The 23,791-nt window shown below is 65.9% G+C and carries 23 protein-coding genes and 3 tRNA genes; 11 read left to right on the top strand and 15 right to left on the bottom strand.

Going from position 1 to position 23,791, the window contains the following annotated elements:
- Window positions 1–14: 14 nt before the first annotated feature.
- Window positions 15–710 carry a uridine kinase gene (udk, locus tag ACSR87_RS01820; RefSeq protein WP_498529299.1) on the bottom strand — a complete coding sequence of 232 codons (696 nt, stop codon included), beginning with the start codon at window positions 708–710 and terminating at the stop codon, window positions 15–17.
- A gap of 186 nt (window positions 711–896) precedes the next feature.
- Here udk and ACSR87_RS01815 point away from each other — a divergent pair, with 186 nt between their 5' ends.
- Window positions 897–2,213: an ABC transporter substrate-binding protein gene (locus tag ACSR87_RS01815; RefSeq protein WP_049896881.1), complete on the top strand. Its 1,317-nt coding sequence runs from the start codon at window positions 897–899 to the stop codon at window positions 2,211–2,213.
- A gap of 120 nt (window positions 2,214–2,333) precedes the next feature.
- A complete protein-coding gene (locus tag ACSR87_RS01810; RefSeq protein ID WP_498529298.1) occupies window positions 2,334–3,542 on the top strand; it encodes an Ig-like domain-containing protein in 1,209 nt (402 codons plus the stop codon).
- 33 nt (window positions 3,543–3,575) lie between these two features.
- On the opposite strand, the gene ACSR87_RS01805 is transcribed toward ACSR87_RS01810, so the two are convergent.
- From ACSR87_RS01805 to ACSR87_RS01790, 4 genes are read right to left on the bottom strand one after another with little or no spacing between them, the layout of a single operon-like run.
- Window positions 3,576–4,337: an ABC transporter ATP-binding protein gene (locus ACSR87_RS01805; RefSeq protein WP_498529297.1), complete on the bottom strand. Its 762-nt coding sequence runs from the start codon at window positions 4,335–4,337 to the stop codon at window positions 3,576–3,578.
- The gene (locus ACSR87_RS01800; protein ID WP_275879550.1) at window positions 4,334–5,197 is read right to left on the bottom strand and encodes an ABC transporter ATP-binding protein; all 864 of its coding nucleotides are present in this window, start codon (window positions 5,195–5,197) and stop codon (window positions 4,334–4,336) included. The genes ACSR87_RS01805 and ACSR87_RS01800 overlap by 4 nt, the downstream gene beginning before the upstream one ends.
- A complete protein-coding gene (locus ACSR87_RS01795; protein WP_498529296.1) occupies window positions 5,190–6,557 on the bottom strand; it encodes a branched-chain amino acid ABC transporter permease in 1,368 nt (455 codons plus the stop codon). Before ACSR87_RS01795 ends, ACSR87_RS01800 begins: the two co-directional genes overlap by 8 nt.
- Window positions 6,554–7,492, bottom strand: coding sequence for a branched-chain amino acid ABC transporter permease (locus tag ACSR87_RS01790; RefSeq protein ID WP_498531018.1), 939 nt, complete (start codon window positions 7,490–7,492; stop codon window positions 6,554–6,556). Before ACSR87_RS01790 ends, ACSR87_RS01795 begins: the two co-directional genes overlap by 4 nt.
- Before the next feature lie 328 nt (window positions 7,493–7,820).
- On the opposite strand from ACSR87_RS01790, the gene ACSR87_RS01785 reads away from it, so the two are divergent.
- Window positions 7,821–8,357, top strand: a complete 537-nt coding sequence (locus tag ACSR87_RS01785; protein WP_498529295.1) for a GNAT family N-acetyltransferase — start codon at window positions 7,821–7,823, stop codon at window positions 8,355–8,357.
- Between the two features lie 11 nt (window positions 8,358–8,368).
- Window positions 8,369–8,442, top strand: a tRNA-Thr gene (locus tag ACSR87_RS01780).
- A 36-nt stretch (window positions 8,443–8,478) separates the two neighbouring features.
- Here the strand turns inward: ACSR87_RS01780 and ACSR87_RS01775 are convergent.
- Window positions 8,479–8,898, bottom strand: coding sequence for a DUF8133 family membrane protein (locus ACSR87_RS01775; protein ID WP_004061307.1), 420 nt, complete (start codon window positions 8,896–8,898; stop codon window positions 8,479–8,481).
- A 277-nt stretch (window positions 8,899–9,175) separates the two neighbouring features.
- On the opposite strand from ACSR87_RS01775, the gene ACSR87_RS01770 reads away from it, so the two are divergent.
- Window positions 9,176–9,334, top strand: coding sequence for a DUF7563 family protein (locus ACSR87_RS01770; RefSeq protein ID WP_013035319.1), 159 nt, complete (start codon window positions 9,176–9,178; stop codon window positions 9,332–9,334).
- Between the two features lie 12 nt (window positions 9,335–9,346).
- Here the strand turns inward: ACSR87_RS01770 and ACSR87_RS01765 are convergent, their stop codons facing one another.
- The 7 genes from ACSR87_RS01765 to ACSR87_RS01735 all read right to left on the bottom strand — a co-directional run bounded on the left by ACSR87_RS01765 (window position 9,347) and on the right by ACSR87_RS01735 (window position 14,720).
- The gene (locus ACSR87_RS01765) at window positions 9,347–9,565 is read right to left on the bottom strand and encodes a helix-turn-helix domain-containing protein (protein WP_004043049.1); all 219 of its coding nucleotides are present in this window, start codon (window positions 9,563–9,565) and stop codon (window positions 9,347–9,349) included.
- 222 nt (window positions 9,566–9,787) lie between these two features.
- Window positions 9,788–9,885, bottom strand: a tRNA-OTHER gene (locus ACSR87_RS01760).
- A gap of 149 nt (window positions 9,886–10,034) precedes the next feature.
- Window positions 10,035–11,882, bottom strand: a complete 1,848-nt coding sequence (locus ACSR87_RS01755; protein ID WP_498529294.1) for an FAD-binding protein — start codon at window positions 11,880–11,882, stop codon at window positions 10,035–10,037.
- A 55-nt stretch (window positions 11,883–11,937) separates the two neighbouring features.
- Complete coding sequence (locus tag ACSR87_RS01750; protein ID WP_008576189.1) at window positions 11,938–12,819, bottom strand: succinate dehydrogenase/fumarate reductase iron-sulfur subunit; 882 nt, start codon at window positions 12,817–12,819, stop codon at window positions 11,938–11,940.
- Window positions 12,819–13,190 (bottom strand): succinate dehydrogenase hydrophobic membrane anchor subunit, encoded by a 372-nt coding sequence (locus ACSR87_RS01745; protein WP_008094908.1) that lies wholly within the window; start codon window positions 13,188–13,190, stop codon window positions 12,819–12,821. Before ACSR87_RS01745 ends, ACSR87_RS01750 begins: the two co-directional genes overlap by 1 nt.
- The gene (sdhC, locus tag ACSR87_RS01740) at window positions 13,190–13,585 is read right to left on the bottom strand and encodes a succinate dehydrogenase, cytochrome b556 subunit (RefSeq protein ID WP_008576191.1); all 396 of its coding nucleotides are present in this window, start codon (window positions 13,583–13,585) and stop codon (window positions 13,190–13,192) included. Before sdhC ends, ACSR87_RS01745 begins: the two co-directional genes overlap by 1 nt.
- Window positions 13,586–13,694: 109 nt before the next feature.
- The gene (locus tag ACSR87_RS01735) at window positions 13,695–14,720 is read right to left on the bottom strand and encodes a succinylglutamate desuccinylase/aspartoacylase family protein (RefSeq protein WP_008576193.1); all 1,026 of its coding nucleotides are present in this window, start codon (window positions 14,718–14,720) and stop codon (window positions 13,695–13,697) included.
- Window positions 14,721–14,851: 131 nt separating this feature from the next.
- Between ACSR87_RS01735 and ACSR87_RS01730 the strand changes: the two genes are divergently transcribed.
- The 6 genes from ACSR87_RS01730 to ACSR87_RS01705 all read left to right on the top strand — a co-directional run bounded on the left by ACSR87_RS01730 (window position 14,852) and on the right by ACSR87_RS01705 (window position 21,645).
- On the top strand, window positions 14,852–16,213 hold the full coding sequence (locus ACSR87_RS01730) for a putative ATP-dependent zinc protease (protein WP_498529293.1): 1,362 nt from the start codon (window positions 14,852–14,854) through the stop codon (window positions 16,211–16,213).
- A 114-nt stretch (window positions 16,214–16,327) separates the two neighbouring features.
- The gene (locus tag ACSR87_RS01725; protein WP_498529292.1) at window positions 16,328–16,909 is read left to right on the top strand and encodes a DNA-3-methyladenine glycosylase family protein; all 582 of its coding nucleotides are present in this window, start codon (window positions 16,328–16,330) and stop codon (window positions 16,907–16,909) included.
- 141 nt (window positions 16,910–17,050) lie between these two features.
- Complete coding sequence (locus ACSR87_RS01720; RefSeq protein WP_498529291.1) at window positions 17,051–19,036, top strand: 3-hydroxyacyl-CoA dehydrogenase/enoyl-CoA hydratase family protein; 1,986 nt, start codon at window positions 17,051–17,053, stop codon at window positions 19,034–19,036.
- 86 nt (window positions 19,037–19,122) lie between these two features.
- A tRNA-Glu gene (locus tag ACSR87_RS01715) sits at window positions 19,123–19,197 on the top strand.
- A 385-nt stretch (window positions 19,198–19,582) separates the two neighbouring features.
- Window positions 19,583–20,959, top strand: coding sequence for an MgtC/SapB family protein (locus ACSR87_RS01710; RefSeq protein ID WP_498529290.1), 1,377 nt, complete (start codon window positions 19,583–19,585; stop codon window positions 20,957–20,959).
- 254 nt (window positions 20,960–21,213) lie between these two features.
- Entirely contained in the window at window positions 21,214–21,645 is a 432-nt protein-coding gene (locus ACSR87_RS01705; protein WP_498529289.1) for a disulfide bond formation protein B, read from the top strand.
- Here the strand turns inward: ACSR87_RS01705 and ACSR87_RS01700 are convergent.
- Together ACSR87_RS01700 and ACSR87_RS01695 are read right to left on the bottom strand one after the other, a co-directional pair.
- A complete protein-coding gene (locus ACSR87_RS01700; RefSeq protein WP_498529288.1) occupies window positions 21,642–23,153 on the bottom strand; it encodes a DASH family cryptochrome in 1,512 nt (503 codons plus the stop codon). The two genes, ACSR87_RS01705 and ACSR87_RS01700, sit on opposite strands and share 4 nt — an antisense overlap.
- Before the next feature lie 89 nt (window positions 23,154–23,242).
- Entirely contained in the window at window positions 23,243–23,791 is a 549-nt protein-coding gene (locus ACSR87_RS01695; protein ID WP_498529287.1) for a DUF7344 domain-containing protein, read from the bottom strand.

Raw genomic sequence — 23,791 nt, 5'->3', positions numbered from 1 at the left:
CCCGCGACGGCGAGTTAGTTTCCGGACCCGCGGGACGAGGTCCGCTCTTGGACCTCCCGTTCGATGGCGTCGCGCTCCCAGGTGCGCGTCTCGTCGCCCTCGACTTCGGCCTGAACCTTCTCTTCGAGCAGCGTGACGGCGACGCTGTTTGCCCCTTCGGGGATGATGAGGTCGGCGTGTTTCTTCGTCGGTTCGATGAACTGCTCGTGCATCGGCTTGACCGTCGAGAGGTACTGGTCGATGACGCCCTGGAGGTCGCGCCCGCGGTCGATGGCGTCGCGCTGGATGCGCCGGAGGATGCGAACGTCGGCGTCGGTCTCGACGTAGAGCCGAAGGTCGAGCATCTCGTTTACGTCCTCGTCGTAGAGCGCGAGAATCCCTTCGAGAATGATGACGTCGGTCGGCTCGACGGTCTCACGCTCGGGCTTCCGGTTGTGAATCTCGAAGTCGTACTGCGGCATCTCGACCGCCCGTCCCTCCATGAGCTCCGAGAGCTGTTCGTACAGCAGGTCCCACTCGAACGCGGAGGGGTGGTCGTAGTTCAACTGCTCGCGTTCGGCCATATCGAGGTGACTCTGGTCTTTGTAGTAGTTGTCAATCGGAATCCGGGTCACGGACTCACCGACGTTCTCCGTGATGAGTCGAGCCACGGTCGTCTTTCCGGCACCGCTGCCCCCGGCGATACCGATGACGAACGACGGGATGGTCATTGTCCCAAAGACGCCCGCGAACGGGTTTGAACGCAGCGGTTCGCCGGCTTCGACTGACGAGTATATAAAACACATTGGCAGGCAGTTTCACACAAGCGATTCTCGCGCCGCCGTCGGTCACAATTATCATGGCTTTTCAAACGTAGGGAGTAAGTTTTATAACCGGGAGTTGCCATTGGCTTTCACATGGTACGTGATATCGTACGCCGCGACTTCCTCAAGGGAGTGGGAGCCGCGGGCGCGGCAGGCTTGACTGGCTTATCCGGATGTATCGGTGGCGGCGGTGGCGGTGGCGGCGGCCCCGAAGGGCTCGTCGTCATCGGCTACCCCGAAAGCGGTATTCAGTTGTTCCGCGACTATTACAGTGCGTCCGACGGAAGCGAGGAGATACTCGTTCCCGACGGGATGCGCTCCGGGTCGATGCCCGGGCAGGTCGGCAACGACATGGCGAACGTGACCGGGACGGCACCCGCAGCGGGCGGCCCGAACCAAGACACGTTCAATCAGCTGTTCGAAGACGAGTACGACGCTGCGCCGGGCGTCTTCACGTCGCAGACGTACGACTCGGTCGCGATTCAGCTTCTCGCGAACGCCGCCGCGGGGGAAAACTCCGGGCCGGCCATCAAAGACCAGATGCGGCGGATGGCGAACCCCGGCGGGATGACCGTCGGCCCCGACAACCTCGTCGAGGGCGTCGAGGCCGCCGCGAACGGCGAAGACATCGACTACCAGGGCGCGTCGTCGTCCGTCAACTTCGACGAGAACGGCGACCCGGCGGAAGCCGCGTACGCCATCTGGACGTTCGACGCCGACAACAACGCGACGAGCCAAGAGGACGTCCAGAGCTTCGAAGGCGACAGTCCTGACGGCTCCGGACCGGCGGCCGACAGCGGCCCCGGCGGTTCCGACCGCGAGATGTCGATCGGTATCCTCCTGCCCGAAACCGGCGACCTCGCGGCCGTCGGTGCGCCGATGATTCAGGCCGGTCAGATTCCGGTCATGCAGGTCAACGACGCCAACCCGGCCGGACTCTCCGTCAACGCGCAAATCGAAGACACCCAAACGTCCCCGGACGCCGGTGTCTCCGCCGCGCAGTCGCTCGTCTCCGCGGGCGTTCCGTCCGTCTGTGGGTCCGCGTCGTCCGGCGTGAACGTCCCCGTCTCGCAGCAGGCGTTCATCCCGAACGAAATCGTCGGCTGCTCGCCGTCCTCGACGGCGCTATCCGTCTCGAACCTCGAAGACAACGACTTCATCTTCCGGACCGCGCCCTCGGACTTCCTGCAGGGCCGCGTCATGGCGCAGGTCATGGCCGAGCGCCTCGAAGCCAGTTCGGTCTCGACGCTGTACGTCAACAACGACTACGGCCAGCAGCTCTCGGAGCGCTTCGCGAGCGTGTTCAGCGACTCGTTCGACGGCGAAGTGTACAACCAGGTCGCGTTCAACATCGGCGAGTCGTCGTACTCCTCCGTCATCGAGACGGCGCTCTCCGGCCCGGATAGCTAAGACCGACCCGACAGACCCGGTTTTTTCTTCGTCGCCGCCGACGCGAGCGGCCGCGCTCGGCTGTCTCGCACGACTCGGCCGACACAAGACACTCATACGACCGCTGACAGCTATGCGTCGATGAAGCGCCGCGCCCTCCTCTCGACGGTCGCCTGTTCGGCACTCGGGCTCGCAGCCGGCTGTCTCACCGACTCGAACGAGTCAGTCGAGACCCCAACGAACCCACAGACGACCACGACAACGACCGACTCGACGGCCGATTCGACGACTGAGACGAACACGTCGGACCCGGAGGCCGACCCCGGCGTCGGCCTCTCAGTCGTCAACGAGGACGACGAACCGCACACGCTGTCGGTCCGAGTGACCGACGGCGGCGGGACACGCGTGGACAGTTCGATCGACGTCGGGGCCGGGCCCGGCTACGGGCGGAACGTTGCGAACGACCTCGTCGGCGACGGCAGCTACCGCGTCGTCGCGGAACTCGACACGGGCGCGACGCTCGACTACGAGTGGACGGTCACGAACGAGGCGCGCCGCCTCGAACTCGTCGTCACGTCCGACGCCGACCTCGAAGCGCGGCAGCGCGTGACGCCGGTACTTGACGACGCCGACCTCCCGTACACCGTTCCGGGCGCGAAAGACATCTTCGCGCCGCCGGGGGCGACGATTCGGAACCGGAGCGACGCCGACGCTCGGCTCACCGTCGCCATCGACCACGACGGGAGCCGCGTTTTCGAACGCACCTTCGACGCGGCGACCGACCGCGAGGTTTCGACGCCGCCGCTCGTGGCGTCCCACGGGAGCTACGAGGTCGTCGTGGAGACCGAAGACGGCCGCACCGCGACCCACGTGTGGGACATTCCGGAGAGATGGGGGTGGCCAACCCTCGCGGTGCTCGTCGCGGCAGATGGCTCGCTCCGAGTCGGCTCCGGCTGGCCCAAGACGGCCTCGGTTCACGTCGAAAACGAGAGCGAGGCGGAGCGCGACCTGACGCTGACGCTCGCGGTGTCCGACGGCGCGGACGCCGACAGTGACGGCGTGGGTGGGACTAGCTCTGGTGACGCGGTCGTCTCGGAGACGACCCGGACTGTCCCGCCCGGCGAGTCGACCGTCGGATTCGGGGTCCCTATCGGCGACGTGTACGAACTCACTATCGAAACGGCCACGGCGTCCGAAACAGTCGCCTACGCGGCGTGCTACTGCTGGAACACGAACACGACGGTGACGCTCAGTGGGAGTTCAGGCGGCGACGCCGGCGACGAAGGCGGCAACGGTGACGGTGGAGACTCCGGTCTCTCAGTCAAGTCGTTCCAGTACGTCTGCGAATGAGCGCCGAAAAAGAGCGTGGCCCGCCGAGACGGACTAGCCGCCGAGGAAGTCCTGTCGGACCTGTTCGTCGTCGAGGAGCGCCGTGCCGGTGTCCATGTAGCGGTTCTGTCCGTTGGCGAGGACGTAGCCGCGATCACAGCGTCGGAGCGCCTCCTTCGCGTTCTGTTCGACCATCAGGATGGCCGTGCCGGCCTCGTTGATTTCGTCGATTTTGTCGAACATCTCCTCGACGAGGTCGGGCGCGAGGCCCGCTGAGGGCTCGTCTAAGAGCAGGAGGTCGGGGTCGAGCATGAGCGCGCGGCCCATCGCGAGCATCTGCTGTTGGCCGCCGGACATGGTGCCGGCCTTCTGGTCTTTCCGCTCTCTGAGGATGGGGAACCGCTCGTAGACCGCCTCCATGGCGTCCTGCGGCACCTCGTCGAGGATGTACGCGCCCATCTCGAGGTTCTCTTCGACCGTCAGCGTCGGGAAGATGTTGTCGTTCTGCGGGACGTAGCCGATGCCGACGTGGATGATGTCTTCGGGTCGGCGGCCGGTGATGTCCTCGTCTTTGAACCGGACGGTGCCGCCCATGTGGGCGGTCAGGCCGAAGACGGACTTCATCGTCGTCGATTTGCCGGCCCCGTTCGGCCCGACGATGGTGACGTACTCGCCGTCGAACACGTCCATGTCGACGTCGGTGAGAATCTGGAGGTCGCCGTAGCCGGCGTCGAGGTCGCGGACGCGCAAGAGCACGTCGTCGCGGCTCTCGACGCCCGCGCCGCTCGTCGCGTCGGTGTTGGCGTCGACGCTCATACGTTGCCTCCGAGGTAGGCCTCGATGACCTCTTCGTTGCTCCGAATCTCGTCGGGCGTCCCCTCCGTGAGCACCGAGCCCTGGTGGAGGACGATGACGTGTTCACAGTTTTCCATGATGAGGTCCATGTCGTGTTCGACGAGCAGGAACGTGTAGCCCTGCTCGCGGAGTTCGTGGACGTGTTCGAGCAGTTTCTTCTCCAGCGTCGGGTTGACCCCGGCGAACGGCTCGTCCAAAAGCAGCATATCGGGGTCGGTCAGGAGCGCCCGCGCCATCTCGAGGAGTTTGCGCTGGCCGCCCGAGAGGTTGCCCGCGTACTCCTCCGCGATGTGGGCGATGTCAAAGAAGTCGAGCACCTCCCAGACGCGTTCGAGCAGTTCCGCTTCCTGTTCGCGGACGTCGTCGCGGACGCCCGGCATGACCGAGCGCCACAGCGCCTCGCCGCGCTGGTGTTTCGGCGCGAGCATCATGTTTTCGAGGACGGTCATCTCGCTCAGTTCGCGGGCGATTTGGAACGTCCGGACCATCCCGCGGTTGGCGATTTGGTGGGGCTCCTCGCCGGTGATGTCCTCGCCGTTGAACGTGACCGTGCCGGCGTCGGGCTTGAGCATGCCCGTGATGAGGTTGAACGTCGTCGACTTGCCGGCCCCGTTCGGGCCGATGAGTCCGGTGAGCGTCCCGGATTCGACCTCGAAGGTCGCGCCATCGACGGCGGTGATGCCGCCGAAGGACTTCTCCAGTCCCTCGACCTGAAGCGGGTAGTCGACCGACGTGTCGACGCCGGAGGCGAACGCGCCGAGCGCGCCCTCGTCGACCTTGTTCGCCACGTCTTCGACGGGTTGGTCGGCGGCGTCACTCATCGGTCTCACCTCCCTGAGCCGCGGCGTCGACGCCGCCGTCGGTGCGGACCGAGTCGTCGTCGCCGCCGTCCGCGGCCGTCGACTGCGGCCGCGACAGCGGGATAACCGACGCCGTCTCCTTGCGGTAGCCGAGCATCCCCTCCGGCCGGTTGTGCATCAGCCAGATGAGCACGAGGCCCATCACGACCAGTTGGAGCTGCCGGATGCTGTCGACCGTGTACAGGAGGAACGGCACGGGGTCGAACTGCGAGATGAGCGGCGAGATAGCTTGTCCGAAGCCGGACGGCGAGTCGAGGTTGGGGAACACCGCCGTCACGAGGTTCTGGAAGTACCGCGGTCCCTGGTAGAGCACCGCGGCGAAGACGGCCCCGCCGAGGACGCTCCCGGTGTTCGAGCCGGCCCCGCCGATGATGAGGGCAATCCAGACGAAGAACGTCACGCGCGGCCGGAAGAAGTTCGGCGTCACCGCGCCCTGCGGGACGAGCCAGAGGATGCCGGCGAGTCCCATGAGCGCGCAACCGAGCATGAACGACTTGATTTTGAACCGGTCGGTGTTCTTGCCGAGGGCGTTGGCCACGTCCTCGTCCTCGCGGATGGCCTTCAGCACGCGACCGAACGGCGACTCGCCGGTGCGCTTGAGAAGCCAGTAGAACGCCGCGACGAACCCGAGCAGCAACAGCCCGTAGACGAGACCGTCGACGACGGGTTTGGGGTTCGTCGGAATCAGCACTTGTGAGGCGTCGACGAAGCCGAGATAGGCGTTCCAGAGGCCGAGGCCGCGAAGCAGCGCCTCCAGCGGCGGGGCGAAGTCGAGGATGAGCCCCGACCCGCCGCCGAAGCCGACGCGGTTGCCGAACAGCTGGAACTGCTGGAGTTCGCCCGAGAGGAAGCTGAACCGGACGATTTCCGACATGGCGATGGTGACGATGGCCAAGTAGTCGGCCCGCAACCGGAGCGCCGGGAGCGCGACCACGAGCCCCAAGAGCGCGGCCGCGAGCATCCCGGCGAGGATGCCGACCCAAAGCGGTAGGCCGAGGCCGCCGACCTGCGCCGCGCCGCCGGCGACGTACGTCGGCTTCGTCACGATCGCCGTGACGTAGACGCCGACGGCCATGAAGCCGACAATGCCGATGTTGAACAGCCCGGTGTACCCCCAATGGAGGTTGAGCGCGAGCGACAGCATGGCGAAGACGCCGATGTAGAACGTCAGCGTCGCGATGGAGTTGAGCTGTCCGCGGAGCGTGTACCCGAGGACGAGCCCCGCAAGGACGTACGCGAGGTACGTCCCGAGGAGAATCAACACGATGAGACCCGCGTCGCCGCCCGGGATGCGGGCGGTGAAGTCGTCGCGGACGCTCATGCGGTCGCCCTCCCGCTGAACAGCCCGGACGGTTTCACGAGGAGAATGACGATCATGACGACGAAGGCGGCGGCCCGCGAGAACGCCGAGGGAATCCACAGCACCGACATCGACGCCGTCAGCCCGATGACGAGGCCGCCGGCGATGGCCCCGTAGATGGAGCCGATGCCGCCGAGGATGACCGCGGCGAAGATGAGAAGCAACAGCAGCCACCCGTCGTTGAACCCGAGGGTTCCCTTCCAGAGAATGAACATGTACCCGGCGACGCCGGTCAGCCCGCCGCCGATAATCCACGTCGCGCGGACGACGCGCTCGGTCGAGATGCCGGTGATGAGCGCGAGGTCCTTGTTGTCGGCCATCGCGCGCATCGCCTTGCCGAGTTTCGTCCGCTGTAAGAGCACGTGGACGCCGAGCATCAGCCCCGACGCGACCACGAGGAGCGTGATGTCGTGGGCGTTGATGAACACCGTGCCGTCGATGAAGTACAGCGACAGCGAGGGCGGTTGGGCGGTCGTGCCGCGCACGTCGGAGCCGAAGACGAACTGCATCAGGTAGCGGAGCGCGAACGCGACCCCGATACTCGTGATGAGGAGCGTGATGCCGTCCTCGTTTCGAATCGGTTTGAAGATGGTGCGGTCGACCGCGAGCGACAGCGCGATGGCGAAGCCGCCGGAGACGACGATGCCGGCGACGACCGCGAGCGGCGTCGAGAGCATCCCGATACCGAGCGTCCCGCCGTAGACCGACCCCCCGGCCCCGACGAGCAGGAGCGCGCCGATATCGGCGCGTCCCAACCCGGCGATGAGGTACGTCGTCGCCCACCCCGAGAACGCCCCGGCCGTGATGTAGTCGCCGTGGGAGAAGTTAGCGAAGTTTAGAATACTGTACGTCATCGACAACCCGATGCCCGCGAGGCCGATTACGAGCCCCCGCATCAGACCATCCCAGACGAGCGTGCCAATGTCGGCAAACTGCGTCTGCCCCGTTGCTAACCCGCGAAGTAAGTCACCGAGTAGTACGACTACGATGACCGCCAAGACGAGCGCGAACGGACGTTCGATGGCGAACCGCCTTCCACGGGAGTAGGTTTCGGCAATACCCATTGATAACTATCCTCATGATATGTGCGGACGATAAACATAGATAAATCTTTCTCCATCGGTCGTCTTTACTGACCCCGCTTGACACCCCGCAGGACCTCGATTACTCGAATTCGGTCCGAATCGTCGACACTTAAAAGCGGGTAGAGTCCCGACAGGGACCATGCGCGTCAGTTCGGCGGCGTTTTCGGAGCTCGACGACCTCGTCGAGCTGTGGGTCGAACTCGCCGCGGACCAGCGGGCGTCCGGCTCGCACCTCCGAGCCGAGGCCAACCGAACACCGATACGGGAGGCGCTGGCCCGACACGTCGCCGCCGACGGCGTCCTCGTCGCCCGCGAGGGCGATGTGAGCACTGGCGGCACGGAGGGCGGAAGCAGCACAGAGGGCGCGGACGCCGACGGCCTCGTCGGGTTCGTCATGTTCGACATCGAGGCGGGAGCGTACGAACAGGACGCGACTCGCGGAATGGTTCGGAATCTGTTCGTCCGCCCGGCGTACCGAGACGACGGCGTCGGAACGCGGTTGCTGGCGGCGGCGGAGGACGCGCTGGCCGACGCCGGCGTCGACGCCGTCGCGCTGGACGTGCTGGCGGACAACGAGGCCGCCCGTCGGTTCTACCGGCGACACGGCTATCGACCCCACCGCGTCGAACTGGAGAAATCGATGCGAAGCGATACACACTCAAAGGAGGACGGGTAATCGACAGACGCGCCAGGAGAGCATGGGCGGTTCATGCACTCGACTTGTAATCGAGACTTCGTGGGTTCAAATCCCACTCCTGGCTTCTCTCGCCGCTTCACTCACGTTTTCCGGACCATCGTCAGTTCCGTCGAGTAGGGGACCGAACTCGGATGAGGAGCAACGACCCCGGAACGCCGAGGACGAGCGCGCGGAACGGGTTATGCTTGATGATAACGTCGGGGTCGAGCGGCTCCGACTGGAGGTCGGTAATGCGGATACACGAGTAGTAGACCGTGACGTGAGTCAGCACGTACGCGAACGCCGCGGGGACGACGACCGGATACCGAATCCCGCCCATCGCCAGCCCCTCGAACGCGAGGGCCGTGAGCGCCGAGATGAAAAGCAGATTGCCCAGTTGGAGCGTGACGCCGGTCAGCGCCGTGATCGCGGTGTCGAACAGCGACGCGCCGTAGGGCGTGTACGTGAGCGCAGTGACGACTGCCACCGCTCCGAGAAAGAGCCCGGCGAACAACCCAGACAGCGCGTACACGAACTCCATTGGGGGGGACCGTTAGGGGACCGACGGGTGCGAGGAATTTAGTTCTACCCCCCTCGTTATCGCGGCCGAAAATTAGACAACACCGCCGAGAGCGACGGACCGCGGCGTCGGGACGGAATTTTATCTTTATCGGGAACGTCATGTTCGGTATGAACGGCTCCGACCAATTCATGCTCGCCGTGTCGCTTCTCATCTTCGCGCTCCTCATCGCCGGCCTGCTTCTCGCACTCGTATAGGGAGAAAACTTATGTGATATTCATGGAGGATACTAGCTACCATGCCGGAATGTCAGAACTGTGGTTCGTTCGTGACGCCCGCATACGCCCGAGTATTCACGCCCGATGGCATGGAGAACCCGCGCGTTTGCCCGAACTGCGAGGATATGGTTCGCGACGGCGCGCAGGTGCGGGCGGCGCGCTCACCGAGAAATCACTGACTCACCGGGCCGTCACTGAGCGACGTGGTAGTGTTCGGCGTCCTGTCGGACGAAGCCGCGCTTCGAGAGCGTGCTGAGAATGCTGTAAAGGGCGATTTTCTTCATCTCCAACCCGTTCTGCAAGTCGGAGATGGACGCGCCGTCGTGCGTGGTGAGATAGAGGTACACGAGCTTGGCCGAGGGCGATTCGAGTTCGCCGGGGACTTCGATGGTCGGAACCGTCTGTTGCATGGTCGTTGTCATCCTCTTTGCTTCGACGATAATAAAACTCTCTTACAACAATCGTCGAAGTCCGATGGTCGGGAGTGAGACCGCGAACGTCACGAATTCGGGAGAATCGTCGCATCCCTCACGAACGTACATCTGATTCGCTGCGGCGTTCGACGGCGCTAACTTCGACTGTCGTCGAAGGACGCGGGTCTCGGGTTCTCGGAGGACGCCGTCCCGAAGCGACGGAAGGGGCGGGAGTCGAACCACGCGAAGCCATTGAAAACCACCGGACCGACCGCGGGGGCCTGTGCCGGTGTGCTCTACCACTGAGCCACCCTTCCGGTCGCGCGTAGGGGTCGAGCGGGCAAATAGGCGTTGGTGACCTCGGCCGAAGCCCTCGGCTGTGGCGCGTTGGGTTCCATGCGATGCCCGCTCGAAGGCGGCGACGAAAGAAATTGGTCGGCCGCGACTCGGACGGGGCGCAGTCGGGTCAGTAGCTCCGCGTCTTCGGCTCGTACGTCTTGTTCTCGCCTTCGAGGATGACCGGCTTGTACCAGAGTTCCGGGCGGCCGTCGTTCCACGAGAGCATCGTGTGCTTGAGCCACTCCTCGTCGCGGCGCTCTTGGTACTCCTTGCGCCAGTGGGCTCCGCGGAACTCGTTTCGCGCGAGTGCGCCGAGCGTGATGGCTTCCGCGATGTCGAGGATGTTGCGCATCTCCAGCGTCTGGAGGAGGTCCGTGTTGAACGTCCGCGACTTGTCGCCCACGAACACCTGCTGGTAGAGTTCGCGCGCCTCGCGGATGTCGCGGAGCGCGTCCTTGAGGGCCGACTCCTCGCGGAAGACGTTCACGTTTCGCGTCATCGACTTCTGGACGCGCTCGCGAATCTCGGCCTGCTGGATGCCGTCTTCGCGCTCCAGGAGGGTGTCGATGGTCTCGCGCTCGTCTTCGACGGCGCGCTGGACGAGGTCAGCTCCGGAGACGGACGCGCCGGCGTCCGCCGCCGTCCCGCCGTCCGCGACGGCGTCTTCACCGATACCGGCTTCACCGAGTTCGACCGGCGAATCGACTTCACCGAGTTCGTACTCGCCTTCCTTACCGGTCGTGATTCGGGCCTCCTCCATGTCCTTGCCCGCGGCGTGGTGGCCGGCGCGCTTGCCGAAGACGATGAGTTCGGGGAGCGCGTTGCCGCCGAGGCGGTTGCCGCCGTGGACGGAGGCGCAGGCGCACTCGCCGGCCGCATACAGGCCGGAGATGCACGTCTCGCCGTTCTCGTCGGTCTCGATGCCACCCATCGCGTAGTGCTGGCCGGGCTTGACCGGCATCGGCGCTTCGAGGGGGTTGACGCCCTCGAAGTCCTCCGAGAGGTGGACGATGTTTTCGAGGCGGTCGATGATGCGCTCCTCGCCGAGGTGGCGCATATCGAGGTGGACGTACTCGTCTTCGATGCCGCGGCCCTCGTTGACCTCCGTCAGTTCGGCCCGGGAGACCACGTCGCGGGAGGCGAGTTCGCCGAGGTTGTTCGCGTAGCCGTACTCGAACATGAAGCGCTCGCCGTTTTCGTTGTAGAGGATGCCGCCCTCGCCGCGGACGCCCTCGGTGATGAGGACGCCCGTCGAGGGGAGCGTCGTCGGGTGGAACTGGATGAACTCCATGTCCTCCATCGGCGCTCCCGCGCGGTAGGCCATCGCGACGCCGTCGCCGGTGTTGGCGACCGCGTTCGTCGTGTGGTCGTAGACCTGCCCGAGCCCGCCGGTGGCGAGGATGACGCCGTTGCGGGCGCGGAAGCCCTCGACCTGGCCGGTCTGGACGTCGTAGGCGACGATGCCGTGACAGTGTCGATCCTCCGGCTTCTCCTCGTCGGTGACGGCCAGTCGGGTGACGTGCCACTCGTCGTACACCTTGATGCCGCGCTTGACGAGCTGCTCGTACATCGTGTGGAGCAGCTGGTGGCCCGTCTCCGCGCCCGCGTAGGTGGTCCGCGGGAACGAGAGCCCGCCGAACGGTCGCTGACTGACGCGGCCGTCGTCGTCCCGGGAGAACGCCATCCCCCAGTGTTCGAGCTGGATGGTCTCTTTCGGGCTGTCCTTACAGAGGGTCTCGGCCGCCGGCGCGTCGGCCAGATAGTCCGAGCCCTTCATCGTGTCGTACGCGTGGTCCTCCCACGAGTCGCCTTCGCGGAGCGCGGCGTTGATGCCGCCCTCCGCCGCGCCCGTGTGACTTCGGACCGGATGGAGCTTCGACACGATGGCCACGTCGGCCCCTTCCTCGTGTGCCGCAATCGCCGCGCGCAGGCCCGCCCCGCCCGCGCCGACTACGATAACGTCGTGTTCGTACATGGTGTGTTTGGGTGTGTCGTAGGGTTGGTCGAACTTCAGGGTTTCACCGGGAAGTTCACCAGAACTTCAGGTTGTTCTTGATCGCCTCGCGCTTGAGTTCCTGGATGTGCTCCGTGAGGGGGATGTCCTTCGGGCACACCTCGGTACAGGAGAACTGGGTCTGACAGCGCCAGACGCCGTGTTCCTGTTCGAGGATTTCGAGGCGGCGCTGCTTCATGTCCTCGCCTTCGCGTTCGTCCATGGCGAAGCGGTAGGCCTTGTTGATGGCCGCGGGACCGAGATACTCGTTGTCGCCGGCGGCGATGTTACACGAGGACATGCACGCGCTACACCAGATGCAGCGAGTGGACATCTTGACCTTCTCGCGGTTCTCGCGCGTCTGGCGCTGCTCGTCGAGTTCACCGTCGGGAAGCGAGTTCGTCTGGAAGTACGGCTCGACCGACTCCATCTGGTCGTAGAAGTGCTCCATGTCGACGACGAGGTCTTTGACCACGTCGGAGTGCGGGAGCGGTTCGACCCGAATCGGCTCCGAGAGGTCCGACAGCTGGGTCTTGCAGCCGAGTCGCTGCGACCCGTTGACGAACAGCGCGTCGGAGCCGCAGATAGCCTGCCGGCAAGAGTGCCGGAAGGTAAGCGAGGAGTCGTAGTGGTCCCGCGCCCACATGAGGGCGTCGAGAATCGTCATCCCCTGCTTGTACGGGACGTGGAAATCGTCGAAGCGAGGTTCCTGTTTCTCCGGCACCTCGGGGTCGTAGCGGAAGACCTTGAGGTGGTAGGTGTCGTCCGCGGAGCGCGCTTTCTCGGCCGCCTCGGCCTCGCGCTGTTCTTGGACGCGCTCGGCGCGCTCGCGCTTTTTCGCGTCGCGCTTCTGCTTGCCGGCGGACGCCGTCTCCGTGACCGATTCCTCTTCGACTGATTCGGGAACTTGCGTGCTCATTAGATGGGAACACCTCCGGCCCACGCGAGGGCCGTGCGGACGCCCTGCACGATGAGCAGGACGCTCGCGAGACCGAGAATCGCCTTGACCGCCGTCTTCCGGGTGCCGGAAAGGCCCTGGTTGACGAGGGCGTTGTAGACGCCGTTGACCCCGTGGAACGTCGCGGTGACGAGGAACAGGATCATCAGCGAGAAGTACGTCAGCTGCTCCATGCGCGCCTGCGAGAGGGCGAACGTCACTTCGTCGGCGTGGTTGACGAAGTGTAGCAGGAAGAAGTGGAACGCCAGCACCACGACGAGGAAGGCGGCGGTCAGCCGCTGCCAGAGCCACCGCCGGCCGCCGGGCTCGAAGGACGTGTAGCGCTCCGCCATCAGAGGCTCACCCCCGAGAGGAACGTGGGGACGCTCGCGACGACGATGACACCCGTGAGGATGAGCGACGCGTAGAAGCTCTTGTCCTGTGCTTCCAGCCCGACGCCCAGGTCGACGAACAGCAGCCGCAGCCCATTGAGGATGTGAAACACCGCCACCGCGAGCAGCCCGACTTCGAGAATACGCACGACCAGGAGGCTCTCCAGCGCCTGAATCGTGTTCGTGTACGCCGTCGCGCCCGAGAGGGCCGTCGACAACACGGCGATGTGGGTGAAGAGATAGCCCACAAGCACCCAGCCGGTGAACTTGTGGAATATCCAGGCCCACATGCCGGCCGAGAACTCCCGCCATCTGCTGAAGTCCTCGATGAGGCCCCGATTGTAAGACTGACTCATGCTCTTGTGAGTGTCGGGAAGGGGAGGGTATAGAACTTACGTGTATGGAGTTTCGTGAAGGTCGGAAAAAATCGCCGCCCCCGAGCGTCCCGAGTCGCGCCGGACGGCCTCAGCGCGTCGTTTCGGGGGAGCCGGACTGCTCGCGCTCGACGACGCGCCGCACCTTGTCCTTGAGTTCGACGAGGTGGCAAAGCGGGTTACCGGGGTAGACGACCGGGTTTTCGAGGACGCCGACGAGCAGGCCCGTGAAGGGGGCGACGACGGTCACGTTGTCGTCCTTGAACGGGTTCGTAATCGTGCAGATGCGGTCGCCCTCGTGGACGAGCGCGCCGCGGTCGTGGTGCATGTCGACGATGCCGCCCGCGTCGGCGCGGAGCCACGTCTTCTCGTTTTCGTCCGAGATGACGGTCCGCCAGCCCGGCCAGTTGACCGTCGAGGTCCCACGGAGGCCGTACTCGGCGAAAACGCTCTCGACGCCCGCGAGCGCCTCGTCGATGAGTTCGCGCTGGAAGCGGTGGGCCTCGCCCATCTCGACGGTTATCGCCGGCGTCCCGTTCTCCGACGACTCGGTTCGGAGCATCCCGCTGGACCCGGAACTGTCGATGATGACGTGCGAGCCGAAGGCGTTGGCGAGGCGCGCGACGGCGGGGTCTGACATGTCCGCGCGGACGTGGAGCATGTTAGTTCGCCCCCGCGTCGAGGTGTGGAAGTCGATGCCGAGGTCGCAGGGTGCGATGAAGTTCTGGTAGATGCGGTGGGCCATCCGCTTGGCCCCCGTCGAGGTCTCGGAGCCCGGAAACGACCGGTTCAGGTCGCGGTCGTAGATGGGGAGGTACCGCTGTTGGGCGAGAAAGGCGGGGACGTTCATCACCGGCATACAGACGAGCGTGCCCGCGAGGTCCGCGAGGTCCCACTCGTAGGCCACCTCGCGGACGACCTCGATACCGTTCAGTTCGTCGCCGTGGGCGGCGGCGGAGAGGAACACGGTCGGTCCCGCCCGCTCCCCGTTGATGATGGTGACGGGGATGCGAACCGGGTCCCCGAGATACGTCTCGGAGATGCCGTACCGGATGTCCTGTGTCTCGCCCGGCTCGACCTTCCCGCCGTTGTAGGTGAAGGCCTCGTTGTCGGCCATGTGATGCGATGGGAGGGCCGGGGTTATAAACGGTCGCGACGGACCGCCCGACGCCGTCCTCGCGGCTGCGAATCGCGGGCGGCCGGCTCTCGACCGTCATGTCTTTGAAACCGGGAGGATATCAACTGAGTATGTCCACCACAGACGACGCCGTGCGTGTCGGCGTGCTTTCTCTGCACAACAGCAAGGAGACGAAGGCAATCCTCAACGCGGTCGAAGACCTCGGTCACGAGCCGGTGTGGCTCCGTCGGGAGAACGCGGCGGTCAGCATCGAAGACGGCGAGGTGACAGTCGAGCCTGAGGTGGACATCATCGCGAACCGACTGCTCCTGTCGAACACCGAGGAACCCGCCGAACTGCTCGGATTGGCGACGACGTTCAACCGCATCCGACCGATGCTCAACGAGCCGGACGCGGTTCTCGCGGCCATCCACAAGTTCGCCACGGCCGCGACGCTCGCCAACTGGAACATCCAGGTGCCCGACGCGCTCCTCGCGCTCTCGAACGACCGGCTGAACAAGGGCCGCGAGCGCTTCGGCGACGTGGGCGTCTACAAGTCCGCCATCGGTACCCACGGCGGCGGGACGTGGAAGGTCGACCTGACCGAGCCCGTCAACCCGAAGGTCGGAAACCGGCAGGCGTTCCTCCAGAAGCTCATCGACCGCGACGGCGACCGCCACCGCGACCTGCGCGTCTACATCGTCGACGGCGAAATCATCGGCGCGATGTACCGCTACGCACCGGACGGCGACTGGCGGACCAACGTCGCCCTCGGCGGCGACGTGCTCGACGCGACCGACGAGATGCCCGAGGAAGCGCGGGAAACTGCGCTCTACACGGCCGAAGTGATGGAGATGGACTACGTCGGCGTCGACCTCGTCGAGGGCGACGACGGCTGGTTCGTCCTCGAAGCCAACCCGACGGCCGGCTTCAAGGGCCTCTATCAGGCGACGGGCAAGAGCCCCGCGCCGCACATCGCGAAGCTCGCAATCGAGCGCGCGGGCGGCGAGGTCGACGAGACGCGCGTCGAGGAACTGTCGGCGACGCTCGACGACTCCGTCCCCTCGTGTGCCCCCAACGAGTCGCCCATCATCGACGGCGAAGCGCCCCTCATCGGCTACATCGAGGAGGTCGTCGTCAACGGGACCAGCGGCTCCCAGCAGACCCTCGCGAAGTCCGACACCGGCGCGACCCGGACGAGCATCGACACGAGCCTCGCCGCCGAAATCGGCGCGGGGCCGATTAAGAGCATGACGCGCGTGAAGTCCGGGAGCCTCAAGAGCGGGAAGGCCCGCCCCGTGGTCGACCTCGTCATCGGTATCGGCGGCACCCAGCACACCGTGACCGCCAGCGTCGAGGACCGCTCGCACATGGACTACCCGCTGCTGCTCGGCCGCGACATCCTCGAACACTACCGCGTCGACGTGCGCCGCCGCGCCAACGCCGACCGAAACGACAGCGACGACGAGGAAGAAGAACTCCTCGAAGAGTAAGTCGGCTCGCCACACCGGGCCACCAGCGCGGTCACCCCCGTCGAACGACGGGCGACCGCATCCGAGCACCCGAGACACGCGCACTTTTCTCCCCGACGACTCAACCACGAGTCGATGAGCGACGACGCCTACCGCGAACTCCGGGCGGACCCGCACCTCGGTGACGTGGTCGACGAACACGGCCCGCTCTCGCTCGACCCCGCCGACGACCCCTTCGAGCGACTGGTCGTCTCGATTGTCAACCAACAGCTCTCGACGACCGCGGCGGCGACGATTCGAGACCGCCTGTTCGACCGCGTCGAGATTACCCCCGAGGGGATACTGGCCGCCGACGAGGCCGTTCTGCGCGATTGCGGCCTCTCGAACCAGAAAGTTGGCTACGTCCGCAACGTCGCCGACGCGTTCCGAGACGGCCTGTCGGCCGAGTCGCTACGAGAGATGGACGACGGCGAGGTCGTCGCGGCGCTCACCGAGATTCGCGGCGTCGGTGACTGGACCGCCAAGATGTTCCTCATCTTCGTGCTCGCCCGCGAGGACGTGTTCCCGGTCGAAGACCTCGGGATTCGGCGCGGCATGGAACACGTCTTCGGGTTCGAGCGCGACGCCGTCTCCCGCGGCGAGATGCGCGAGCGCGCCGAGCGATGGGCACCCTATCGGAGCTACGCCAGCCGGTATCTCTGGCGGTGCGTGGACTAACTTCGACTGGGTGGAAACGGAGTCTAGTCCGAGTAATCGATAGACTGCACCCACGTAGACCGTTAATCGAATAAACACAATCTGAGTTTACATTTCACGCGAGGGAAACGTTGAAACCGCGACGCAGTGTAACGTTCTTCCATGAACGTAGCTGACGTCGACAGTATCACCGTGCTCGGAGCGGGCAACATGGGCCACGGCATCGCGGAGGTCGCGGCCCTCGCCGGCTACGACGTCGTCCTGCGCGACATCGAAGACGAGTTCGTCCAGCAGGGCTACGACCAAATCGAGTGGTCGCTGAACAAACTCGCCGAGAAGGACCGACTGTCGCAAGACGACGCCGACGCCGCGCTCGCCCGCGTCTCGACCGCGGTGGACCTCGACGAGGCCGTCGCCGACGCCGACGTGGTCATCGAGGCCGTCCCCGAGAAGATGGCCATCAAAAAGGAGGTGTACGCCGAGTTGGAGGAGTACGCCCCCGACCACGCGGTGTTCGCCACCAACACCTCCAGTCTCTCTATCACCGAACTCTCCGAGGTCACGGAGCGCCCCGAGCGCTTCTGCGGGATGCACTTTTTCAACCCGCCGGTCCGCATGGACCTCGTCGAGGTCATCTCCGGCGCGCACACCGCCGACGAGACGCTCGACCTCGTCGAAGACCTCGCCGAGTCGATGGGCAAGACGCCCGTCCGCGTCCGCAAGGACAGCCCCGGCTTCATCGTGAACCGTATCCTCGTCCCGCTGATGAACGAGGCGGCGTGGATTGTCCACGCGGGCGACGCGACGATGGCCGAAGTGGACGCCACGACGAAGTACGACATGGGCCTCCCGATGGGGAGTTTCGAACTCGCTGACTACGTCGGCATCGACGTGGGCTACCACGTCCTCGAATATATGCACGAGGTGCTCGGCGACGCCTACGAACCGTGTCCGCTCCTCTCGGAGAAGGTCGAAGAAGGCGACCTCGGCCAGAAGACCGGTGCGGGCTTCTACGACTACGAGGACGGCGCGGGCGCTGAAATCCCCCACGACGAGGGGAGCGAAGCGGTCAAGAACCGACTCCTCGGCGTCATGGCGAACGAGGTCGCCGGTCTCGTCGGCAACGACGTGGCCGACCCGGCCGCCATCGACCGCGCGGTCAAACTCGGCGGGCGCTTCCCCGACGGCCCGGCGAAGATGGCCGACAGCGCCGGCATCGCCACCCTCGTCGACGCCCTCGACGAACTCCACGACGAGACCGGCGAAGCGCGCTACGAAGCCGTCGACTACCTCCGCGACCTCGCCCAGTCGGGCGGAGGGTTCTACGGCGACGGCGGCGAGGACGAATCCGGCGACGCTCCCGCGTTCGACGCCATCGCCGTCGAGGTGCGCGACGGTGTCGGCCACATCACTCTCGACCGGCCGCACCGACTCAACACCATCAGCGTCGAACTGATGGACGAACTCTCCGAGGCGCTCGACACCCTCGCCGACGACGACGAGGTCCGCGCCGTGCTTCTCACGGGGGCCGGCGACCGCGCGTTCTCCGCCGGTGCCGACGTGACCAGCATCGCCGCGGGCGGCGGCGACCCCGTCGAGGGCGTCGAAATCTCGCGGAAGGGCCAACAGACGTTCGGAAAGCTTGAGGAGCTCGACAAGCCGGTCGTCGCCGGCATCGACGGCTTCTGTCTCGGCGGCGGGATGGAACTCGCCATGTGCGCCGACCTCCGCATCGCCACGGAGCGCTCCGAACTCGGCCAGCCAGAACACAACCTCGGGCTCCTCCCCGGCTGGGGCGGCACGGTCCGCCTCCAGCGCATCGTCGGCACCGGCCGCGCGAAGGAGATTATCTTCAGCGCCGACCGCTACGACGCCGAGACGATGGCCGACTACGGCTTCATCAACGAGGTCGTCGAGAACGACGACGACTTCGAAGAACGGGCCTTCGAGTACGCGAAGCGGTTCGCACAGGGTCCGCCGGTCGCCCAGCGCTACACCAAGCGCGCCATGCACAACGGCTGGGAAGACACTGATTCGGGACTGGAAGTCGAAGCGCAGGCGTTCGGCCTGCTGTTTACCACCTCGGACCTGATGGAGGGCGTCGCCGCCTTCACGAGCGACCGCGACCCCGAGTTCACGGGCGAGTAATCGGCCGTCGTGGGTGGGTTCCTCTCACTCACCCACGATGGAACGCAACGCTTAAAATAGTCCAACGACCACTCGTGAATGCAGACGCTCGGTTGGTGTAGTCCGGCCAATCATCTTGGCCTTTCGAGCCGAGGACCAGGGTTCAAATCCCTGACCGAGCACTTCTCTGAGGAACAACGTGACGAAGAGGGAGCGGAGGGTAGGGGATTTGAAACAGGGAGCGGCTTGCTGCGACTGAGGTTCAAATCCCTGACCGAGCACTTCTGTCGGACACAGGCCTCTGAGTGGTTTCTGTGTCTCTCGATTCTGTGAAACCGAATGCGGCGACACAGGAGATGTTGAACTAGCGAGCAACGTGTTGCGAGGGGAGTTCAAATCACCGACCGAGCAGTTCCCTGCTGAACTACCTTCGAAGTGCGAGCGACTACGATTCACGTCTTGGCCGACCCGTTCGCCGCAGACCGACTCGATTAGCTTGCACGTTTTTAACGATAGCAATTAAACTACACACGATAGCATGGGACACGGAGATGCGGAGGCTCGGTGATGGTCGAAGAGTTCACCTCGCAGGTCAACCCCGTCATCGTCCGCCTGTTCGTCGCGGCGGCGTTAGGGATGTTCCTCGGCTTAGAGCGCGAGCGGTCGAAAAAGAGCGCCGGCGTTCGAACGTTCACCCTGACGAGCCTCCTCGGCGGCATCGCCGTCGCAGTCGGGAGCGACATCCTCCTCGCGGTCGGAGGTCTGTTGGTGGTCGTCCAGGCGGTGTTGCTCGGGAGTCGCGGGCTGTTCGACCGCGGGCCGAACGGGCGGGGCGACGGAGCCGACTCGCAGGACGACGCCGACGCCGACACCGGCGACGAGTCCGATGCCCGCCGCGACGACGACAGCACCGCTGACAGCGCCGCTCGATTAGACGACCTCGGCGTGAGCCTCTCGCTCACCACGTCCACGTCGCTTCTGGTCGCCTACGCGGTCGGCGCGGCGGTCGTCAGCGGCTTCGTCATCGAGGGGGTCGTCGTCGCGCTCACCTCGTCGCTCCTGTTAGTTCTGCGGCGCGAACTCCACGGGTTCGCGCGGCGACTGACGACCGACGAGGTCCGAAGCGCCGTCGAGTTCGCCATCATCGCGTTCGTCGTCTACCCGTTGCTCCCCGAAGGACAGGTCGGTCCGTGGGACGCCGTCAACCCCCGGACCGTCTGGCTGCTCGTCGTCGCGGTGAGCGCAATCGGCTTCGTCAACTACGTCATCATCCGCCGGTACGGCGAGCGCGGCATCGCCATCACGGGCTTTTTCGGCGGGCTGGTGAACTCGACGGCCGTCATCGGTGAGATAGCCGGGCGGACCAGTCGAAACCCGTCGATTCGGCCGCTCGCGGCCGCCGCGATTCTGATGGCCGACGCGGCGATGGCGCTTCGGAACCTCTCGCTCGTCGCCGTGTTCGTCCCGGAACTCGCGGTCGAGGTGGGGATTCCCCTCGGACTCGTCGCGCTCGTGGGTGTGAGCTACGCGCTGCACTCCCGCGAGTGGGGCGTCGACCTCGACGTGGCGTTCGAGTCGCCGTTCAGCCTCGAAAGCGCCCTCCGATTCGGCGTCTTCTTCCTCCTCGTGTTGCTCGCCTCCGCGGCGGCACAGGAGTACTTCGGCGCGACCGGGTTCGTCGTGACGAGCTTCCTCGGCGGGCTCGTGTCGAGCGGGTCGGTCGTTACGACCGCCGTCACGCTCTACGACGGCGGCACTATCGGCGGAACGACCGCGGTCGTCGGCGTCCTCGCCGGCACCGCCGCGAGCATCGCGGTCAAGGTCGCGCTCGCGGCGAGCGTCGACCGGGAGCTCCTCGGGCCGGTGGCCCGGCGAAGCGCGCTCCTCGTGGTCGCCGGCGTCGTCGGCGTGATTATCGTCACTACCGTCGGCTTTCAGCCGTGAGCGGGACTGGCGGCCTCAACGCGAGCAGCCAGCGACCACCGCGGGCGTGCGACCGGAGCGACGACGGCTCGCCGGGCGAGCCGATGGCTTGAGGTACGCCGAGGGCTATCGTCGCGCCACGACCAACGAGCGATGATACGCAACTCGACTCGACGAGACCGTGGCGAACCGCCCGAGGAGCGACACCAGTCGGCTCCGAAGCCGAACGGACCGAGCGGAGCGAGGCGCGCGCCTCGTCGCGGGAGCGCCTGACCGTGTCGGACGCGACGCGCGCCACGCTCGCCGCGGGAACGCTCGTCGCGCTCGCCGCGACGAGCGGGAGCCTCTACTTCAGCCTCGGCCTCGGACTGACGCCCTGCGACCTCTGTTGGTACCAGCGCATCCTGATGTACCCGCTCGTCGTGGTGCTCGGGGTCGCCGCGGTCGAGGACCGACCCGGCGTCTGGAAGACGGTGCTCCCCCTCTCGCTCGGCGGCCTCGCGCTTTCGGGCTACCATTCGTACCTGCAAGTCGCGCCCGGAGCGACCTGTACGGTCGGCGGCCCGTGTACGTCCATCCAGTATTCGATGCTCGGCGGCCTCCTGACGATTCCGCGACTCGCGTTCATCGGGTTCGCGCTCGTGACGGTTCTCGCGGTCGCCGTGGTCCGTGTCGGCGTCGAGACCGACGACGCGTGGGGCATCTAATCGGAGAAATCGACCATCGGTTCGGGGTAGTCCACGCCCAACTCGACGCCGTAGGACGCCTGTTCGGCCTCGCTGAGTTGCCACGGCTCGTGGGCGTACTCGGCGGGTAAGGCGTCGAGTTCGGGGAGCCACGTCTTCACGTACTCGGCGTCCTCGTCGTAGCGCGTCGCCTGCCAGCGCACGTCGAACGAGCGGTCCCGCGAGTCGTTTCCGACGCCCGCGATGTAGGCCCAGTTGCCGTAGTTCGACGCGGGGTCGTAGTCGACGAGCCGCGTCTCGAAGTACGCCGCGCCGCGTCGCCAGTCCAGTCTGAGGTCGTTGGCGAGGAACGACGCCGCGTTCTGCCGCCCGCGGTTCGACATGTAACCCGTCGCGTTCAGTTCTCGCATGTTCGCGTCGACGAAGGGGATACCCGTTTTCCCCGCCGCCCAGCGCTCGAACTGCGCGTCGTCGCGTCGCCAGTCGATATCGGTTCGGTCGCGGATGCCCTCGCGGCGGAAGAAGTCGCTCCCGTGTTTGGCGAACTGGAACTGGAAGAAGTCGCGCCAACGGAGTTCGAAGACGAGCCAGTACGTCGAGTCGTTTTCGACTCGGCGGGCCTCGTAGCGGTCCACCTCGGCCTTGACGTACCGCGGCGAGAGACAGCCCTCGTTCAGCCACGGCGAGAACTTCGAGGAGTAGTCGGCTCCGAGCAGCCCGTTTCGCGTCTCTTTGTACTCCCGGAGGTGGTCGCCCGTCCAGACGTACGACTCAACGCGGTCGAGCGCGGCCGTCTCGCCGCCGTCGAAAGGGAGGACGCCGCGGTCGTCGGGAGCGCGGTCGGCGTTCGCGTCCGCGGTTCCGACGAGGTCGGAGACCGCAGGGAGGTCGCCCGCGTCGGGCGCGTCGTCGGGAAGCGGCGGGACGGTCACGTCGGAACGCGGGTCGCGACCACCGGGGTCGCCGTCGCTCGCGTGCTCGTCGCCGGCTGCCGCATCGCCCGTCCCGGCGTCTTCGGCGGCCGATTCGACCGCCTTCCGAAACGTCGTGTACGTGTCCGGGAGGTCGGAAAGCGCCATCGGGAGGTCGTCGAGGTGAGTGAGCGTGTGCCCCCAGAAGCGCCGGAGTTCGACGCCGTCGCCTCGAAGCGCCCGCTCGACCGCCGTTTCGACGCGCGACTCCTCGGGCGTCGGGCGCGTGTGGACCGTCACGAAGTCGGCGTCGACGGCGGCGGCCACCTCGGGGAGAACGGACTCGGGTCGACCCTCGCGGACGACGAGGTCGCTTCCGCGGTCGCGGAGCGACGCCCGCAGGTCGGCCAGCGATTCGAGGCGGAAGCGGGCGCGGTGCGCGCCGGTCTTCTCGAAGTCGAAGGAGTCGGGCCCGCCGAACGGTCGGTCGCCGTACTCGCGCGGGTCCACGCAGTAGACGGGAACCACTCGGCCGGCGCCGCAGGCGGCCGCGAACGCCGCGTTGTCGTGCAGACGGAGGTCGCGGCGGAACCACGCGAGCGAAGTTGACTCGGACATCGTCGGCGGCGCTTAGGATGGGGGTGACTTGAGTCAAACGGCGGATTCGGGACTGGTGAAATAGGACGGACTGCGGCCGTGTCTCCGAGCTACGTTCGGCTTCGCGTCCACAATCCGAGTTCCGCGCCGGCGACGACGGCGACGGCGGTGAGCGCGAGTGCGGCGACGAGCCGCGGGTCCACGCGGTCGATGACGGGGACGCCCATCCAGCCGGCGACGAGGAGCGCGAGTCCAGCCAGACAGGTCGCGAGCGACAGGAGCGCGAAGGGAGCTTGCGTCGGCTCCGCGTCGTCCAGGAAGTAGTCGAGCTCCGCCGCGCTCGACCCCAGCGAGACGGTCTTCGCCCGCGAGTCGTACGCGACGATGCGGAGCGAATCGAGTTTTGGCAGGTGAGTCTGATGCAGCGATATGTAGACGCTCTGGCGAACGTTCTTCGGGGGCGGCGACTCGCCGGACTCTATCTCGGCGATGTGCTCCGCGAGGTCACCGACCGACTCCGGCCCGTCACCGTCGCGCAACTGTTCGAGCGCGAGCCGTCGCCGCTCGTTTCTGAGCACGTCGTGGATGTCGGCCTCGTCGAGCGAGCCGTCCGCCTGTTCTTCGTCTCCGGGCGGAGTCGACGAGTCAGCGTCGTCCAT

The sequence above is a fragment of the Haloferax sp. SDI50 genome (genome assembly GCF_059802635.1).
Note: the sequence above shows the minus strand (reverse complement) of the source record. Positions and strands in the feature narration are given on the sequence as shown.

Bases quoted from the DNA above. Each gene is read 5' to 3' on its own strand.
- udk (WP_498529299.1), bottom strand. From the start codon at position 710: ATGACCATCCCGTCGTTCGTCATCGGTATCGCCGGGGGCAGCGGTGCC.
- ACSR87_RS01815 (WP_049896881.1), top strand. From the start codon at position 897: ATGGTACGTGATATCGTACGCCGCGACTTCCTCAAGGGAGTGGGAGCC.
- ACSR87_RS01810 (WP_498529298.1), top strand. From the start codon at position 2,334: ATGAAGCGCCGCGCCCTCCTCTCGACGGTCGCCTGTTCGGCACTCGGG.
- ACSR87_RS01805 (WP_498529297.1), bottom strand. From the start codon at position 4,337: ATGAGCGTCGACGCCAACACCGACGCGACGAGCGGCGCGGGCGTCGAG.
- ACSR87_RS01800 (WP_275879550.1), bottom strand. From the start codon at position 5,197: ATGAGTGACGCCGCCGACCAACCCGTCGAAGACGTGGCGAACAAGGTC.
- ACSR87_RS01795 (WP_498529296.1), bottom strand. From the start codon at position 6,557: ATGAGCGTCCGCGACGACTTCACCGCCCGCATCCCGGGCGGCGACGCG.
- ACSR87_RS01790 (WP_498531018.1), bottom strand. From the start codon at position 7,492: ATGCGGGGGCTCGTAATCGGCCTCGCGGGCATCGGGTTGTCGATGACG.
- ACSR87_RS01785 (WP_498529295.1), top strand. From the start codon at position 7,821: ATGCGCGTCAGTTCGGCGGCGTTTTCGGAGCTCGACGACCTCGTCGAG.
- ACSR87_RS01775 (WP_004061307.1), bottom strand. From the start codon at position 8,898: ATGGAGTTCGTGTACGCGCTGTCTGGGTTGTTCGCCGGGCTCTTTCTC.
- ACSR87_RS01770 (WP_013035319.1), top strand. From the start codon at position 9,176: ATGCCGGAATGTCAGAACTGTGGTTCGTTCGTGACGCCCGCATACGCC.
- ACSR87_RS01765 (WP_004043049.1), bottom strand. From the start codon at position 9,565: ATGCAACAGACGGTTCCGACCATCGAAGTCCCCGGCGAACTCGAATCG.
- ACSR87_RS01755 (WP_498529294.1), bottom strand. From the start codon at position 11,882: ATGTACGAACACGACGTTATCGTAGTCGGCGCGGGCGGGGCGGGCCTG.
- ACSR87_RS01750 (WP_008576189.1), bottom strand. From the start codon at position 12,819: ATGAGCACGCAAGTTCCCGAATCAGTCGAAGAGGAATCGGTCACGGAG.
- ACSR87_RS01745 (WP_008094908.1), bottom strand. From the start codon at position 13,190: ATGGCGGAGCGCTACACGTCCTTCGAGCCCGGCGGCCGGCGGTGGCTC.
- sdhC (WP_008576191.1), bottom strand. From the start codon at position 13,585: ATGAGTCAGTCTTACAATCGGGGCCTCATCGAGGACTTCAGCAGATGG.
- ACSR87_RS01735 (WP_008576193.1), bottom strand. From the start codon at position 14,720: ATGGCCGACAACGAGGCCTTCACCTACAACGGCGGGAAGGTCGAGCCG.
- ACSR87_RS01730 (WP_498529293.1), top strand. From the start codon at position 14,852: ATGTCCACCACAGACGACGCCGTGCGTGTCGGCGTGCTTTCTCTGCAC.
- ACSR87_RS01725 (WP_498529292.1), top strand. From the start codon at position 16,328: ATGAGCGACGACGCCTACCGCGAACTCCGGGCGGACCCGCACCTCGGT.
- ACSR87_RS01720 (WP_498529291.1), top strand. From the start codon at position 17,051: ATGAACGTAGCTGACGTCGACAGTATCACCGTGCTCGGAGCGGGCAAC.
- ACSR87_RS01710 (WP_498529290.1), top strand. From the start codon at position 19,583: ATGGTCGAAGAGTTCACCTCGCAGGTCAACCCCGTCATCGTCCGCCTG.
- ACSR87_RS01700 (WP_498529288.1), bottom strand. From the start codon at position 23,153: ATGTCCGAGTCAACTTCGCTCGCGTGGTTCCGCCGCGACCTCCGTCTG.
- ACSR87_RS01695 (WP_498529287.1), bottom strand. From the start codon at position 23,791: ATGGACGACGCTGACTCGTCGACTCCGCCCGGAGACGAAGAACAGGCG.